16 protein-coding genes are annotated in these 15462 nt (G+C 63.3%); 7 read left to right on the top strand and 9 right to left on the bottom strand.

Annotated elements, in window-relative coordinates:
- Window positions 1–12 precede the first annotated feature (12 nt).
- The gene (locus ACTYOL_RS20635) at window positions 13–438 is read right to left on the bottom strand and encodes a DcrB-related protein (protein ID WP_444756992.1); all 426 of its coding nucleotides are present in this window, start codon (window positions 436–438) and stop codon (window positions 13–15) included.
- Window positions 439–587: 149 nt separating this feature from the next.
- Between ACTYOL_RS20635 and pcaQ the strand changes: the two genes are divergently transcribed.
- The 5 genes from pcaQ to ACTYOL_RS20610 all read left to right on the top strand — a co-directional run bounded on the left by pcaQ (window position 588) and on the right by ACTYOL_RS20610 (window position 3954).
- On the top strand, window positions 588–1520 hold the full coding sequence (gene pcaQ, locus ACTYOL_RS20630; protein WP_125931795.1) for a pca operon transcription factor PcaQ: 933 nt from the start codon (window positions 588–590) through the stop codon (window positions 1518–1520).
- Between the two features lie 144 nt (window positions 1521–1664).
- On the top strand, window positions 1665–2399 hold the full coding sequence (locus tag ACTYOL_RS20625) for an FKBP-type peptidyl-prolyl cis-trans isomerase (RefSeq protein WP_054890905.1): 735 nt from the start codon (window positions 1665–1667) through the stop codon (window positions 2397–2399).
- A gap of 291 nt (window positions 2400–2690) precedes the next feature.
- Entirely contained in the window at window positions 2691–3131 is a 441-nt protein-coding gene (locus ACTYOL_RS20620) for a YkvA family protein (RefSeq protein WP_200602964.1), read from the top strand.
- A gap of 89 nt (window positions 3132–3220) precedes the next feature.
- Window positions 3221–3580 (top strand): helix-turn-helix domain-containing protein, encoded by a 360-nt coding sequence (locus tag ACTYOL_RS20615; protein ID WP_200602963.1) that lies wholly within the window; start codon window positions 3221–3223, stop codon window positions 3578–3580.
- Entirely contained in the window at window positions 3577–3954 is a 378-nt protein-coding gene (locus ACTYOL_RS20610; RefSeq protein ID WP_054890902.1) for a hypothetical protein, read from the top strand. The genes ACTYOL_RS20615 and ACTYOL_RS20610 overlap by 4 nt, the downstream gene beginning before the upstream one ends.
- Before the next feature lie 2 nt (window positions 3955–3956).
- Here the strand turns inward: ACTYOL_RS20610 and ACTYOL_RS20605 are convergent, their stop codons facing one another.
- Window positions 3957–5711 (bottom strand): bifunctional diguanylate cyclase/phosphodiesterase, encoded by a 1755-nt coding sequence (locus ACTYOL_RS20605; protein ID WP_444756991.1) that lies wholly within the window; start codon window positions 5709–5711, stop codon window positions 3957–3959.
- Between the two features lie 120 nt (window positions 5712–5831).
- Window positions 5832–7913 carry a carboxy terminal-processing peptidase gene (locus tag ACTYOL_RS20600; protein WP_172964815.1) on the bottom strand — a complete coding sequence of 694 codons (2082 nt, stop codon included), beginning with the start codon at window positions 7911–7913 and terminating at the stop codon, window positions 5832–5834.
- Window positions 7914–8054: 141 nt separating this feature from the next.
- On the opposite strand from ACTYOL_RS20600, the gene ACTYOL_RS20595 reads away from it, so the two are divergent.
- Entirely contained in the window at window positions 8055–9017 is a 963-nt protein-coding gene (locus ACTYOL_RS20595; protein WP_153772830.1) for an NAD(P)H-quinone oxidoreductase, read from the top strand.
- 51 nt (window positions 9018–9068) lie between these two features.
- Here the strand turns inward: ACTYOL_RS20595 and ACTYOL_RS20590 are convergent, their stop codons facing one another.
- The 6 genes from ACTYOL_RS20590 to ACTYOL_RS20565 form a co-directional block, all read right to left on the bottom strand.
- A complete protein-coding gene (locus ACTYOL_RS20590) occupies window positions 9069–9722 on the bottom strand; it encodes an HAD family hydrolase (protein ID WP_200602961.1) in 654 nt (217 codons plus the stop codon).
- Window positions 9723–9735: 13 nt separating this feature from the next.
- A complete protein-coding gene (locus tag ACTYOL_RS20585; RefSeq protein ID WP_063545808.1) occupies window positions 9736–10725 on the bottom strand; it encodes an ABC transporter ATP-binding protein in 990 nt (329 codons plus the stop codon).
- Window positions 10725–11519 carry an ABC transporter permease gene (locus tag ACTYOL_RS20580; RefSeq protein ID WP_054895577.1) on the bottom strand — a complete coding sequence of 265 codons (795 nt, stop codon included), beginning with the start codon at window positions 11517–11519 and terminating at the stop codon, window positions 10725–10727. The genes ACTYOL_RS20585 and ACTYOL_RS20580 overlap by 1 nt, the downstream gene beginning before the upstream one ends.
- Window positions 11509–12348 carry an ABC transporter permease gene (locus tag ACTYOL_RS20575; RefSeq protein ID WP_197890711.1) on the bottom strand — a complete coding sequence of 280 codons (840 nt, stop codon included), beginning with the start codon at window positions 12346–12348 and terminating at the stop codon, window positions 11509–11511. The genes ACTYOL_RS20580 and ACTYOL_RS20575 overlap by 11 nt, the downstream gene beginning before the upstream one ends.
- Window positions 12345–13151, bottom strand: coding sequence for an alkaline phosphatase family protein (locus ACTYOL_RS20570; protein ID WP_197890712.1), 807 nt, complete (start codon window positions 13149–13151; stop codon window positions 12345–12347). Before ACTYOL_RS20570 ends, ACTYOL_RS20575 begins: the two co-directional genes overlap by 4 nt.
- Window positions 13152–13306: 155 nt before the next feature.
- A complete protein-coding gene (locus ACTYOL_RS20565) occupies window positions 13307–14371 on the bottom strand; it encodes an ABC transporter substrate-binding protein (RefSeq protein WP_444756990.1) in 1065 nt (354 codons plus the stop codon).
- A 346-nt stretch (window positions 14372–14717) separates the two neighbouring features.
- On the opposite strand from ACTYOL_RS20565, the gene ACTYOL_RS20560 reads away from it, so the two are divergent.
- On the top strand, window positions 14718–15431 hold the full coding sequence (locus ACTYOL_RS20560; RefSeq protein ID WP_153772834.1) for a UTRA domain-containing protein: 714 nt from the start codon (window positions 14718–14720) through the stop codon (window positions 15429–15431).
- Window positions 15432–15462 lie beyond the last annotated feature (31 nt).

Below are 15462 nucleotides of genomic sequence, written 5' to 3'. Positions count from 1 at the left end.
GCTGGAGGAGTGTCAGCGTGTCTGCAGGCTCGCCTTGATGGCTTGCCAGTGCATGAGGTCGTTTTCCGTCAGCGGTGTCTCCTTGCTATAGCTCAGCACCATAAGACGCTGTGCCTGCACATGGGGATAGGCCAGTTGGCGCTGGTGCGAGCGAATTTCGCCACGCTGGAACTGCAGGCCGACTTCCAGGCCCTGGATGGCTTGCGCCATGCCGCAAGTCGTGGCTTGAGGCTCGGTGATGTGTGCATCGAGGCGACTGCGCAGTTGTTCGAGCTGCTGGCGGTAGACGATGTCGAAGGACTGGTCTGCGGGGAGCGGGCTGCGGGCGATCACCAAGGTGGTGCCGCGCTCGGGGAACGTCAGCATGTTCATGCTGCTGTCCTGCGGCAGCTCTGCGCCCAGGTCTAGTGATAGGTCCTGGGTTTGGTAGCGCGACATCGGTTGGCTCCTTGCCGGGGAAAGCTGCACCCTACAAATCCAGGGGCTTGAGGGCAAGCTGCGCATTGTCAGAATGGGATCGAGTCGTTGTAGGAAAGGGTATTCATAGACGATTTGCAGCTCTCATGCACACCGTTACACTGCCGTGCATGAACCTCGATACCCGCATCAAGTACCGCCATCTGCTGTGCTTCCTGGAGATCGCCCGTCAGGGCAGTCTGGCCAGGGCGGCCGATGTCCTGGCGATCAGCCAGCCGGCCATTTCCAAGACGCTCAAGGAGCTTGAGGACTTGCTCGAGACGCGCCTGTTCGAGCGCACCCGACAAGGCGTAGAACTGACCTCGGCGGGTACCCGCTTCATGCGTTACGCCGGACCCAGCGTGCAGGCGTTGCGCGAAGGCGTCAGCACGGTGCGCGGCGAGGCGCGGGCGCCGTCGCAGGTGCGCATCGGCGTGCTGTCGACGGTCGAGGGATTGTTGATGCCGGAGGTACTGTGTCGCCTGCACCAGCGTCATGAAGCGTTGATGATCAGCGTGGCTACGGGGGTCAGTGCCCAATTGCTGGGGCAACTGCGCCTGGGCGAGCTGGAACTGGTCGTCGGGCGGATGACCGACAGCCCGCAGATCCAGGGCCTGTCGTTCGAGCACCTGTACAGTGAGTCCATGAGCCTGGTGGTGCGTCCCGGCCATCCGTTGCTCGCGCGTCATCCCCTGGACCGAGCGCGGGTTGGCGATTACGCACTGGTGCTGCCGCCAGCAGGCACCACCATTCGCCAGCACGCCGATAGCCTGTTCGTGCAGTGCGGTATCCAGATGCCGGGGCAACGCCTGGAAACCCTGTCCCTGGCCTTGAGCCGGCGCTACCTGCTGGGCAGTGATGCGGTGTGGGTGGCACCGCGGGACGCCGTGCTGATCGACCTGCAGCGTGGTGAGCTGGTCGAGCTCGACCTGGGTGTACGCGAACCGGGAGGCTCGGTGGGTATCTGCCGCAACGCGGCCCTGCCGCAGGGGCTGGCCGCCCAATGGCTGTGCGAGGTATTGCGGGAAGTGGCGGGCGAATACCGGGCCGGCAGCTACCCTTGATTTTCACGGTGGGATGAACATCCCTTCATACAGGAACTTCCTGCCACAAACCCGCTCCTATGCCGGTAGCCATTGGTCATGGCCGCCTGATAAGCTCGCGGCTTTACCCTGATTGCCCTCATGGCGCATGAACAAGGAAATAGCATGAAACAGCATCGTTTGGCGGCTGCGGTTGCCCTGGTAGGCCTGGTCCTGGCTGGCTGCGACGCTCAGACCAGCAGCGTCGAGCTGAAGACCCCAGCACAGAAGGCCTCCTACGGTATCGGCCTCAACATGGGCAAGAGCCTGGCGCAAGAAGGCATGGATGACCTGGACTCCAAAGCGGTGGCCCTGGGTATCGAGGATGCGGTCGGCAAGAAAGAAGCCCGTCTGAAGGACGAAGAGCTGGTTGAAGCCTTCACCGCCCTGCAGAAACGCGCCGAGGAGCGTCTGGCCAAGGCCAGCGAGGAAGCGGCCGCCAAGGGCAAGAAGTTCCTTGAGGACAACGCCAAGAAGCCGGGCGTGGTCACTACCGCCTCGGGTCTGCAGTATGAAGTCGTGAAGAAGGCCGACGGCCCGCAGCCCAAGCCGACCGATGTGGTTACCGTCCACTATGAAGGCAAGCTGATCGATGGCAAGGTCTTCGACAGCTCCATCGAGCGCGGCAACCCGATCGACCTGCCGGTCAGCGGCGTGATCCCAGGTTGGGTCGAAGGCCTGCAACTGATGCACGTCGGCGAGAAATACAAACTGTACATCCCGGCCGAGCTGGCTTACGGCGCCCAGAGCCCGAGCCCGCTGATCCCGGCGAACTCGGTACTGGTCTTCGACCTCGAGCTGCTGGCCATCAAGGACCCGAGCAAGCTGGACGCCGAGCCTGCCGAAGCGCCGGCCAAGTAATCTGGCAACTGCGATACCTGACGCCCCGTTTCGACGGGGCGTTTTCATTTGGGCCGCACGCTTGACGCGAACGCCGCGGGTGTCTCACTGTCTGAGCATGAGGTACCTTGACGCGTACCCAACCGCACGCCTGACGCAAATCGTTTGCCTGTCTGAAACGGTTGTGTAAAAAACGCCCGATCTGAGCGGGACCCTTGCCCCGTGGGCGCCTAGCGCCTGAAAACGCTGCCCTGTTCACAAGGTTATCCACAATAAATGTGGATAACCTTCCTGGCTGATGCTGGAGACACCATGAGCGCACCCTGGAATTTTGCCCGTTTCCTGCCGCTGGCCGAGCGCCTGCTCAGCCGTGGCCGCCTGCCGGCGCTGCTGTTCGCCGTGGCCCGCAAGGGCCCCAAGCTGGGCCAGTTGCGTGACGACCTGCGCCTGATGCAAGGCCTGTGTCTGGCCTGGTGGCGCGGCGAGTACCGTGCTGTAAGCCCCAAGGCGCTGGTGACCATCGTCGCTGGTCTGCTGTATTTCGTCAGCCCCCTGGATGCCATTCCGGACTGGATCGTCGGTGTCGGCTTTCTCGATGACATCGCCGTCCTGGGGTGGGTGCTGAAGACCGTCGGCGACGAGCTGGCGCGCTTCAAGGCATGGCGCGACAGCCAGTCACCCGAGCGCCTGCGTGTGGTCGAGCGGCTGCCGGACAGCCCGGAGGCGTTGCGCCTGGAACGTCCTCGCTCTTGATTTTGGCCTGACCTGCACAGACTCCTGCACTTGGTCATATAATTGGCATAAGCATTATGCCGACGGATTACATGCAGTGAGGGGGTTGTATGGGTATTCAGGTCATCAGTCGGGACGGTCAGCCCGAGTATGCAGTTGTTCCCTGGGCCCAGTACCAGGCGCTGCTCGCGGCAGCCGGGCAGGCGCCAGCCAATATCGACGAACCTCAGGCTGCGGTCACTGAAGACCGTGGCGAAGTCATCGAGCAAAGCGCCAGCTTGCCCGCCCTGGGGGAGCTGGCGCAGTTGCGTCAGGCCAAGGGCCTGGCCCCCGAGCAACTGGCCCGCAGCGTCGGCATCAGCCCCTCGTACCTGGCCATGATCGAGTCGGGCGAGCGTGTGCCTGATGCGGCGATCCAGCGCAGCCTGGCGTGGCACTTGGGAATCGCCGGCTGGAGCGATCCATCATGAGCCAGGTCAGGATCAGTCGTCAGCAATGGCAGCGCCTGCTGGACGAGCTCGACCTGGCCCGCCGTCAACGCCATCTGCTCACCTACAGGGCGCTGCTCGAGCGCCTGGAGCTGCCCACCCCCGCCATGCAAACCCTGACCGCCGCCCTGGAGTATCTGGCGCTGCTCGACGCGCGCGCCGAGCAGCCGCTGCGCAGTTCGTTGGTGATCAGCCAGGGGGCCAGCCGCCTGCCGCGTACCGGCTTCTTCGAGTGTGTCGAGCGCCTGGGGCGGTTTTCCGGGCCGGTCGATGGCATGGAGGCGGCGTCGTGGCATGCGTCCGAAGTGGTGCGGGTGTTCGAGTTCGCTTACCCCGAAGAAGTGACGGCGGGGTAGGGCTACAACACCCCGGTATCGATCAGGCTCAGACTGGGCCCGGTTGTATCCTTGGCCTGGCGCTTTGCCTGTGAGGCGAGATCGGCCAACTGCGCCGCATCGAGGCTGGCACAGCATTCCGGTCGCAGCAAAACCACGCCGATCGACAGCGACAGCAAGGGGAAGGTCTCCCGCTGCCCTTGGCGGTTGTGGGCGATGAAGCACCCGGCCTCCAGGTGCTCGCTGCGATAGAAACGTCGACATTCGCGTAGAAAATTATCGATCAGCTGGTGCAGCCGCTCGCGCCAATCGAGCGACCCCAAGACCAGCATGAAATCATCACCGCCGATATGCCCGACGAAGTCGCGGCGCGGATCGACGCTGTCGTTCAAGCACTGGGCCAGGCACAGCAACACCTCGTCGCCGCGGGCATAGCCATAGATATCGTTGAAGGGTTTGAAGCTGTCGATGTCGACGTAGCACACCGCCGCCGCACGCTGTTGCTCCAGCAGGCGGGTCAGGCACTGGCGGATCGGCACGTTGCCCGGCAGCAGGGTCAGGGGGTTGGCGTAGCGGGCCTGCTGGATCTTCTGCTCGGTGATCAACTTGAGCACATCGATCACCCGCCCCAGGCCCTGGTAGCGACCACCGTGGGTGATGATGAAATCTTCCTCGATGCGCTGTCGTGCGCGGCTGGTGAGCAGGCGGCTGACCTGCTGCAGTGACTGGCTGCGCTCGACTGCGAGGAAGTCTTCGTTCATCAGTCGGCTGATCGGCTTGCGGGCGAACAGGTCGGTGCCGAACGGCTGGAGCAGAACGTCGGACAGCGAGTGCCGATGGACGATACCGCAGGGGTGGCCCTGGGCATCGAGCACGGCCAGGGAGTTGAGATTGGCCTGGCGGCGAAACGCTTCCAGCACCTGCTGGGTCGGGGTGTCCAGCGCAACCGCAGGCTGCTCGATCAGCAGTGCGGCGAGGTCGCTTCCTTCCTCGTTGATCATCAGTGCGCTGCCGTGCGCCGGGGGCAGCAGATTCAGGCCCTCGCGCGGGGGGAATTCCTGAGGGCGGCCGAGCAGGTAGCCTTGCAACAGGTCGACGCCCATGTCGGCCAGTACGGTCAGCTCTTCGCCCAGCTCGATGCCCTCGGCAATCACCTGGGCCTTCGAGGCGCGGGCGATCTGCAGGATGGAACCAACGAATTCGCGTTTGAGCGGATCCTGATGGATGCCGTCGATGAAGTGTCGGTCGATCTTCACGTAGTTCGGACGCAGCTCCGACCACAGGCGCAAGCTTGAGTAACCGGCCCCCAGGTCGTCCAGCGCGATGGAAAAGCCCATGTCCCGATAGTGATGCAAGGCGTTGGACAGCAACTGGAAGTCGTCGGTGGGGGTTTGCTCGGTCAGCTCGATCACCACACGGCTGGGTTGCAGACCGACCTGCTCGAGCATCTTCAGGGTACGCCCGGAAGGGTAGTGTGGCTCCAGCAGCGACTCGGGCGAGACATTGAGGAACAGCTTGCCTTCGAGCCCCAGCTCGCTGAAGCGTCGGCATGCGTTCTCCCGGCACAGCACTTCCAGCTCGCTCAGGCGCCCCGCCTGGCGGGCGATGGCGAACAGGTTCAGGGGCGAATGCAGAGGGCTGTTGGACGGTCCGCGGCTGAGCGCCTCATAGCCGAGGATGCGCCGCTCGGAAAGGCAGATGATCGGTTGGAACAGGCTGTGAATGCTGCGTTGAGCCAGGATGGCGCTCAAGGCACTGAGCTGTTCGGTGACGGTCATGGACTGCTTCCTGAAAATGAAAAGGCCGGACGTTTTGGCGTCCGGCCCTTCTATTTCACGACAGTGCGATGACTGTTTGATGACAGCTCACATTAATCTGCCATCACCTGGTCAAGTCGCTTACTTCTTCGCCACTTGCGAGCTCAGGCGCAGGTAGTCGAGCAGGATGCGACCGGTTTCGGCCAGGTAGGCATCATCTTCTGGCTTGGCGTCGTCCTTCTCCTCGGGCAGGGCATCTTCATCGACCTTCTTCAGTTCCTTGAGCGGCTCTTCGCCCTTGGCCTTGCGTCGGGTGTTCTCCAGCGCCAGTTGCTTGGCCTCGATCTCGTCGTGACGGGTACGGCGATCCTGCTCGTTGAGGCTGACGGTCTTCTCGTTCATCAGGCGCTGGGTCAGCGCCAGGCGGTCGCGGATGTAGGTGAACTCGGCATCCTTGACGCTACGGGCTTCATGCTGCGCCTTGAGCTGGGCCAGGAATGGCTTGAACGGATCGGCTGCCGGCTTGACCACCGGGCGGATGGTGTCCCATGGCATGGCTTCGGGCAGGGCGCTCTCGCCGATTTCCTTGGTGTCGATGATCGACGGGTAGTCGATGTCCGGCAGTACGCCCTGGTGCTGGGTGCTCTGGCCGGAGACACGGTAGAACTTGGCCAGGGTGAGTTTCAGCTCGCCATGGTTCAGCGGCTGGATGGTCTGCACGGTGCCCTTGCCGAAGGTCTGGCCACCGATGATCAGCGCGCGGTGGTAGTCCTGCATGGCGCCGGCGAAGATCTCCGAAGCCGAGGCCGAGAGGCGGTTGACCAGCAGTGCCAGCGGGCCCTTGTAGAAGGCGCCGGGGTTCTCGTCCTCGAGTACGTCGACGCGGCCGTCGCTGTTGCGTACCAGCACGGTCGGGCCTTTCTCGATGAACAGGCTGGTCAGTTCGGTGGCTTCCTGCAGCGAGCCGCCGCCGTTGTTGCGCAGGTCGATGACCACGCCGTCGACCTTCTCCTTCTGCAGTTCGGTGAGCAGTTTCTTCACGTCGCGCGTGGTGCTCTTGTAGTCCGGATCGCCAGCACGGTAGGCCTTGAAGTCGAGGTAGAAGGCCGGGATCTCGATGATACCGAGCTTGTAGTCACGACCGTCCTGCTTGAGCTTGAGCACCGACTTCTTCGCCGCCTGCTCCTCGAGCTTGACCGCCTCGCGGGTGATCGAAACGATCTTGGTGGTCTGGTCGTTCGGTGCGTTGCTGGCCGGGATGATTTCAAGACGCACCACCGAGCCTTTCGGGCCACGGATCAGCTTGACCACTTCGTCCAGGCGCCAGCCGACTACGTCGACCATTTCCTTGTTGCCCTGGGCAACACCGATGATCTTGTCGGCAGGGGCGACCTGCTTGGTCTTGGCGGCAGGGCCGGCCGGTACCAGGCGCACGATCTTGACCTGGTCGTTGTCGCTCTGCAGCACCGCGCCGATGCCTTCGAGCGACAGGCTCATGTTGATGTCGAAGTTTTCGGCGTTGTCTGGCGACAGGTAGTTGGTGTGCGGATCGTAGGACTGGGCGAAGGTGTTGATGTAGGCCTGGAAGATGTCTTCGGCACGGGTCTGGTCCAGGCGCGCCAACTGGTTCTTGTAGCGCTTGGTGAGCGTTTCCTGGATCTGCTTGGGATCCTTGCCGGCCAGTTTCTGGCGCAGCACTTCATCCTTGACGCGCTTGCGCCACAGGTCGTCGAGCTCGGCCTCGTTCTTCAGCCACGGAGCGTCCTTGCGGTCGACCAGCAGGTCTTCCTTGACGGTGAAGTCGATCTTGTCGACGCCCTTGTTCAGTTCGGCCAGGGCGAAGTCCAGGCGCGATTTCACGCGGTCCAGGTAGCGCTTGTAGATGGTGAAGCCAGGGTCGAGGTTGCCGCTCTTGAGGAAGTCGTCGAACTGCGTCTTCCACTTGTCGAATTCGGCGATGTCACTGGCCATGAAATAGCTGCGTGATGGATCGAGCAGTTTGATGTAGCTGTCATAGATGATGACCGAGCGGGCATCGTCCAGCGGAGGCTTGCTGTAGTGATGGCGCTTGAGCAGCTCCACCACGTTGAGGCTGGCGACGATCTCGTCGCGGTCCGGCTGCAGGCTGTCCCATTTGTTGGCGGCGGCCGCATTGCCACCGAGCGTGAGGCTGCCGAGGCCGACCATGAGGGCGAGGGCGGTGCTGGGGAGGAAATGCTTCATGCTGATTCGACGTGGGGGCAATTGATCACGCATAGTAGGCCGTCTTTTCCGTACGCCGGTTCCATGAAACCGGCTGAATACTGCAAAAAACCCGGGACATGGCGATCCCGGGCTCAGTCATGACTCAACTATGGAGGCACTGTGAAGGCATTGCAAGGCGTTGACGGACATGTAGCCTGGGTCGAAGCCGAACGTCCGGTTTGTGACGCGGGGCAGGTACGCATTCGAGTGGCTGCGGCCGGGTTGAACCGCGCCGACCTGTTGCAGATGAAGGGTTTGTACCCGCCGCCACCCGGTGCCAGCCCTTACATGGGGCTGGAGTGCGCCGGGGTGATCGAGGAGGTGGGTGCGGGGGCAGATTGGCGCGTGGGCGATCGGGTCTGTGCGCTGCTGGCCAGTGGCGCCATGGCCGAAGAAGTGGTCGTGGATGCCCGCCATGTGCTGCCGGTGCCCGAGGGCCTGAGCCTGCACGAGGCGGCCGCGCTGCCTGAGGTGTACGCCACGGCCTGGCTGAATATCTTCCAGCTCGGGGCGGCCAAGGCGGGTGAGAAGGTACTGGTGCACGCCGGTGCCAGTGGTGTGGGCTCTGCGGCCATCCAGTTGGGCAAGGCGTTTGGTTGCCCGGTATGGGTCAGCGTCGGCTCCCAGGAGCGCCTGGACTACTGCAAGGCACTGGGTGCCGCAGGAGGTGTGGTGCGTAACGAGAACCTCGACGCGCTCAAGGGGTTCGGGCCGTTCGATGTGATCCTCGACCCGGTAGGCGCGAGCTATGGCCCGCTCAACCTGGAGCTGCTGGCCCGCGACGGCCGCTGGGTGATCATCGGCCTGATGGGCGGGCGCAAGTTCGAAGTGGACCTGGCGCTGGTGCTGGGCAAGCGCCTGGAGATCACCGGTTCCACCCTGCGCAATCGTGATGATGGCTTCAAGGCCGAGTTGCTGCGCGACCTGCAGCAGCAGGTGTGGCCGCTGTTCGCCGAAGGGCGGCTGTCGCCACAGTTGGTCGATACCTATCCAGTCGAATTCGCCCAGGCGGCGTATGCGGAGCTTGAGAGCAACCAGGTGTCCGGCAAGCTGGTGATGGTGATCGACCCTGACCTGGCGTAAGCAGACCCGGCCTCTTCACGGGTGAAGAGGCCGGAACAGGGGCAATGGATCTCAGGACCAGCTCAACACAGGCCAGCCATTGGTCTGGGCATGCTCGCGCAGCACCGGGTCTGGATTCACCGCATTCGGATGGTCCACCTTCAGTAACAGCGGCAGGTCGTTCCGTGAGTCGGAATAGAAGCTCGCGCCCTCCAGGTTCTCCTGCTCCTGGTCCAGCCACTCCAGCAAGCGAGTGATCTTGCCCTCGCGGTAGGTCAGCACGCCGTGGGTCTTGCCGGTGTACACGCCGTTGATCGCCTCCAACTCGATGGCCAGGTATTCGTCGACCCCCAGGCGTGCGGCGATCGGCCCGACAAGATGCGTGCCGGAGGCGGAGATGATCAGGATGCGATCGCCCTTGTTGCGGTGTTCGGCGATGCAGCGACAGGCATCGCCATAGATGATCGGCTCGATCACATCCTCCACCCAGGGCTCGACCAGGTGCTCGACCTCTTCCAGCGTGCGCCCGGCGATGGGCTCCAGGCTGAAGGCCATGTAGTCCTCCATCTGCAGGTGGCCCTTGCCGTACGCCTCCATCAGTTCATGGTCGCGACGCAGGAATTCCTTGCCGTCCACCCAGCCCAGCCGGGCCATCTGTTCGCTCCACAGCGACGCGCAGTCACCGTGGATCAGGGTTTCGTCCAGATCGAAAATCGCCAGTGCCATTGCTTGAATCTCCTTAAGCCACTTCCCGTAGCGCGGTGGGGTCGATCGACAGCGACACGCGCTGCCCGTCGGCATACAGATCGGCAGACGAGCGATTGAGCACGTCCACCACCACCTCCACGCCGCGCGACTCGACACGGTAACGGATCACGTTGCCGAGCAGGCTGTGACTGCGGATCTGGCCGTCCAGTTCACCGTCCAGGCCCAGGCTGATGGACTCGGGACGGATCGCCAGGCGTGCGCTGACCGGGCGCTGCAGCAGGCGGCTGGCGCTGTCGGCGTCGAGCAGGTTGTAGTTGCCGATGAAACCGGCGGCGAACAGGTCGACAGGTGCGGTGTAGAGGGTTTCGGCGTCGCCGCTCTGGACGATGCGCCCCTGGTTCATCAGGACGATGCGGTCCGACATGGTCAGCGCCTCTTCCTGATCGTGGGTGACGAAGATGGTGGTCAGCCCCAGCTCGCGCTGGATCGCGCGGATCTGCTCGCGCAGGTGTTTGCGGATACGCGCATCCAGCGCCGACAGCGGCTCGTCGAGCAGCAGCAGGCGCGGGCGGGTGACCAGCGAACGGGCCAGCGCCACGCGCTGGCACTGACCGCCCGACAGCTGGTGCGGATAGCGTCCGGCAAAACTGCCCAGCTCCACCAGCTCCAAGGCCTCGTGCACACGCGCCTGGCTCTCCTCGGCCTTGACCTTCTGCATGCGCAGGCCAAAGGCGACGTTCTGTTCAACGGTCATGTTGGGGAACAGCGCGTAGCTCTGGAAGACCATGCCGATCCCGCGCTTCTGCGGGCTGAGTGGCACGATGTCCTGGCCGTCGAGCAGGATGCGGCCGCTGTCGACAGGTGTCAGGCCGGCGATGCAGCGCAGCAGGGTGGACTTGCCGCACCCCGACGGGCCGAGCAGGGTGACGAACTCGCCGCGTTCGATGTTGCAGTCGATGTTCTCGAAGACCGGGCTGCCGGCGTAGCTCTTTTGAAGTTTCTGGACACTGACGAAGCTCATCAGGATTTATCCTTGTTCAGGCGGTTGGCGACCCAGGTCAGTACCAGCACGAAGGCGAAATAGGAGATCACCAGCGCGCTGTTGAAGTGGCCGCTGCTGTTGCGCATGTTGTTCAGGTAGACCTGCAGGGTTTCGTAGCGGGTGCCGACCAGCAGGTTGGCGAACACGAATTCGCCGAACAGGAAGGAAAACGACAGCAGCAACGCCACCATCAGGCCCTTGCGCAGATTGGGCAGCACCACCAGAAGGGCGGCTTGCCAGGTGCTGGCGCCGAGCAGTTGCGCGGCGTCCATCAGGTCGCGCAGGTTGATCGCCTGCAGGTTGTTGGTGATCGCCCGGTACATGAAGGGTAGGGCGATGGTGAAATAGCAGCCGATCAGGATCCACGGCGTCCCGACCATGGCCATCGGCCCGCTGCCGTACAACTGCAGCAGCCCCACCGAAGACACCACCGGCGGCACCGCGAAGGGCAGCAGGATGAGAATGTTCATCAGCGCGTCGAGCTTGGGGAAGTGGTAATGCACCACGAACAGCAGCGGCAGGATCAGCACCACCGACAGTACCAACGCTCCCACGCAGACGATCAACGACTGGCCGAAGGCGGCGAGAAATCGCGGCTCGCTCCACAGTTGCACGTACCACTTGAGGGTCAGGCCGCTGGGCAGCAGGCTCGCCGACCAACTGGTAGCCAATGAGTAGAGCAGGGTGCCGGCCAGGGGCAACAGCAGGATCAGGAACAGCAGGTACACCACGGCGCGGTGGTACCAGCCGCCCTTGTGTGATTCAGCGCGCATGGTAGCTCCTTTTCAGCAGCCATTGATGGACCACCGTCACCAGGGTCATCAGCCCCACCAGCACCATGGCCAGCGCGCTTCCCAGGTTCGGGTCGAGGGTGATGTCGCCGGCCACCAGGGCGGCGATACGAATTGGCAGCACGTTGAAGTTGCCGGTGGTCAGGGCATAGACCGTGGCGTAGGCGCCCAGGGCGTTGGCCAGCAGGATGACGAAGGTGCCCAGCAGTGCCGGGGTCAGCACCGGCAGGCCGATGTGCCGCCAGAACTGCCAGTGGCTGGCACCGAGCAACGCGGCGGATTCGCGCCAGTCCTCGCGCAGGGCGTCGAAGGCCGGGTAGAGCAGCAACACGCCCAGCGGAATCTGGAAGTAGGTGTAGACGATGATCAGGCCGGTCTTGGAGTAGATGCTGAAGTCGCCGAGCAGGCCGATCTCCTTGAGCGCCAGGGTGAGTGCGCCGTTGAAGCCCAGCAGGATGATGAAGGCGAAGGCTAGCGGAACGCCGGCGAAGTTGCTGGTCATGTTGGCGAAGGCGCTGACGAAGTCGCGCAGGCGCGAATCGACCTGGCGCAACGAGTAGGCGCCGAGGGTGGCGATGAGGATGCCGAACAGGCTCGACCAGAAGCTGATCTCGAGGCTGCGTTCGATGGCCTGCAGGTAGAACTTCGAGGCGAAGATCTTGCTGAAGTTGTCCAGGCCCCAGCCACTTTCACTTTGCAGGCTGGCGATGGCGACCCATACCAGCGGGGCGATCTGGAAGATGATGAAGAAGATGGCGAAGGGCAGCAGACAGAGCAGGGCCAGGTGGCGGCCGCGGTGGCTGGAATTCACTTGAGCAACTCCCGGCAGACCGGTTTGTCGTGGGCCGCGCTGAGCAGTTCGCAGATCGTGCCGCACAGCTCGGTCTGCAGGGGCTTGGCGGCCGGGTCGAGGCTGAAGGCGTCGCCGAAGACGAACAGCGGCACCTCGCGTTCCTCGGCCAGCAGGCCATTGTGCGAGCGGTCGTTGTTCATGCCGTGGTCGGCGGTGACCAGTACCTGATAGCCCTCTTCGAGCCACAGTGGCAGGTAGTCGGCCAGCAGGATGTCGGCGCTGCGTGCGGCGTTGCGGTACTGGCTGCTGTCCAGACCGTGGCGGTGGCCGGCATCGTCGATGTTCATCGGGTGCACCAGCAGGAAGTTCGGGGCATGGCGGCGGCGCAGGTACTCGGCGTCGGCCAGCAGGTGCGAATCGGGGTAGTGATCGGCGTAGTAGAACAGCCCGTGCTGGATCGGCAGCTTGGGCGCGTGGGTATGGCGGTCGCGGATCGGATCGAAGGGCGAGCGGTTGTACAGTTCGCTCATCCAGTGATAGGCCGCAGCTGCAGTGCCCAGCCCGGCTTCGCGGGCGTAGTGGAAGACGCTGCGCTGATTGGACAGGCGATTGACGTTGTTGTGCACGATACCGCTGTCGATCGGCGCGACGCCGGTGAGAATGCACTCGTACAGCGGGCGTGACAGTGACGGCAGTTCGCATTCCACGCGGTACAGCGCGGCGCGGTCGGCCTCGACGTAGGCATGCAGATGGCCCATGGCGTGGTGTGCGACCTGGTGGTTGAGGCCGTCGAGCAGGACCAGGATGACGTTGTGTTGCATGTTGGCTCCGCAGAGGAATGGGTCGGTACCGCGTCGTCCTTTTCGCGGGTAAACCCGCTCCCACAGGTATCGCGCAGGCCCGGAAGCTTGTGCTGCACCTGTGGGAGCGGGTTTACCCGTGAAAGGGCCGGGTCAGGCGCTGGAAAACCCCGCTGTCACTCCATCTCGATGATCACCTGCTCCTGCCACTTCTGCGGCAGGGCCTTGGAGGTCTTCTCCCAGGCGTCGGCGTTCTTGATCGGCTGGGCGGCCTGGTACTGCTCGTTGGGCAGCAGCTTGGCCTGGACATCGGCTGGCAGCTTCAGGTGCTCGGCGCGGATCGGGCGGGCGTGGCCGATGGCCAGGTTGGTCTGGCCGGCGTCGCTGAAGATGTATTCGCGGGCAAGCTTGGCGGCGTTCGGGTGCTTGGCGTATTTGTTGATGATGGTGGTGTAGCCGGAAATCACCGAGCCATCGGACGGGATCAGCACTTCGAAACGCTTCGGATCAATCTGTTCGCGGTAGCTCAGGCCGTTGAAATCCCAGACCACGCCGACTTCCACTTCACCTTTCTCGAGGGTCTGGATGGTCGGGTTGGCCAGCGACAGGCGCTTCTGCTGGGCCAGCTTGGTGAACAGTTGCAGGCCCGGCTCGATATTGCTTTCGTCGCCCTTGTAGGCGATGGCGGCAGCCAGTACGCCGTTGGCGGCCTGGGCTGCGGTGCCGACGTCACCGATGGCGACCTTGTACTTGCCTTTTTCCAGGTCGTGCCAGGTTTTCGGGCGTTGGTCTTCCTTGACCAGGTCCTTGTTGATGATGAAGGCGATGGTGCCGGTATAGGCCAGCGCCCAGTGACCGTCCTTGTCCTTGGCCCACTCCGGCACCTGGTTCCAGGTGCTCGGCTTGTAAGCCTGGGTCACGCCCTTGGTCACGGCGATCGGACCGAAGGCGGCACCGACGTCACCGATGTCGGCACTGGCGTTGTCTTTTTCAGCGTCGAACTTGGCGATTTCCTGGGCCGAGCTCATGTCGGTGTCGCTGTGCTTGAGGCCGTACTTCTTGGCCAGGTCATCCCAGGTGCCTTTCCAGTTGGCCCAGGCATCCGGCATGCCCACGCTGTTCACCGTGCCTTCCTTGCGGGCGGCGTCTTCCAGGGCCTTGAGGTCGGTATCGGCGGCCATGGCCGTGGTGCACAGGGCGATGGCCGAGCCCAGCAGTGACGCCATGAAGAACTTTTTCATCCGAAGCTCCTTTGGTGGGTGCCTTGCAATCGTTGTTATGAACGCTGTTGTGAATGCTGTGGTGCAGACCTTGCCGAGAACCATTGGTCTAGGTCAGCAAACCTTGAGCCAAGGTAGGCCTGTTGCATGACAGTTTGATGTAGGACAGGCCCGCCAGCGGTGAGGCTTGGGCCCTGAAAGCAAAGCGTAGACCAGAACCCGGCCCTTTATTCGCGGGGCTTGGCCCGATTCTGGCAATCGTGGTGCAAGGGCTTTGTCACAGGATCTTCATCAGCCGTGCCTAGGCTTGCTCTATTCTCCAGTTGCCCTGTTATGGGGCTGGACTAGTCCAGATAGGTAACCTTTGATGCAATCGACCCCACCGCGGGCGGTAACAGCCATCTGCCATGCGCTGCAGGAACAGATCGAACATGGCCTGCTGATGCCGGGCGGCAAGCTGCCGGCCGAACGCAAGCTGAGCGAGGTATTCGACACCACCCGCATCACCTTGCGTGAGGCACTGGTGCAGCTCGAGGCCCAGGGCCTGATCTACCGCGAAGAGCGGCGCGGCTGGTTCGTCGCCCCCGAACGCCTGACCTACGACCTGATCGAGCGCAGCCACTTCCATGCGATGGTGCGCGACCAGGGACGGGTGCCGAGCACTGAGCTGCTGGCGGCGCGCTTGCTGCCGGCGTCGGCGGCGATCTGTGCGCGCCTGCGGCTCCCGGCGTTATCGAGCGTGATACAGATCTGCCGTTTGCGGCGCATCGATGGACGCGGCGTGTTGTATGCCGAGCACTACCTCAACCCACGCTATTTTCCGGGGATCCTGGCGCTGGACCTGGCACAGTCGCTGACCGAGATCTATGCCCGCGAATATGGCATCCGCTACGGGCAGGTGTGTTTCGAGATCCTGCCGACTGCGTTGCCGGTGGCGGCGGCCATGGCGCTTAGGGTGTCGGCAGGGAGCCCGGGGTTGCACATCACCCGGGTCAACAGTGACCAGCATGGGCACCTGATCGACTGCGACCTGGAGTATTGGCGGCACGATGCGATTCGTATCCAGGCGCAGGCGGGGTAGCGGAGAGCTTTCGCGGGTTCGTCCGCGAAAG

Source organism: Pseudomonas sp. A014 (assembly GCF_052378495.1).
Classification (GTDB): Bacteria; Pseudomonadota; Gammaproteobacteria; order Pseudomonadales; family Pseudomonadaceae; genus Aquipseudomonas; species Aquipseudomonas machongensis.
The sequence above is the reverse complement of the archived record's forward strand: the minus strand, read 5'-3'. Positions and strand labels throughout refer to the sequence as shown.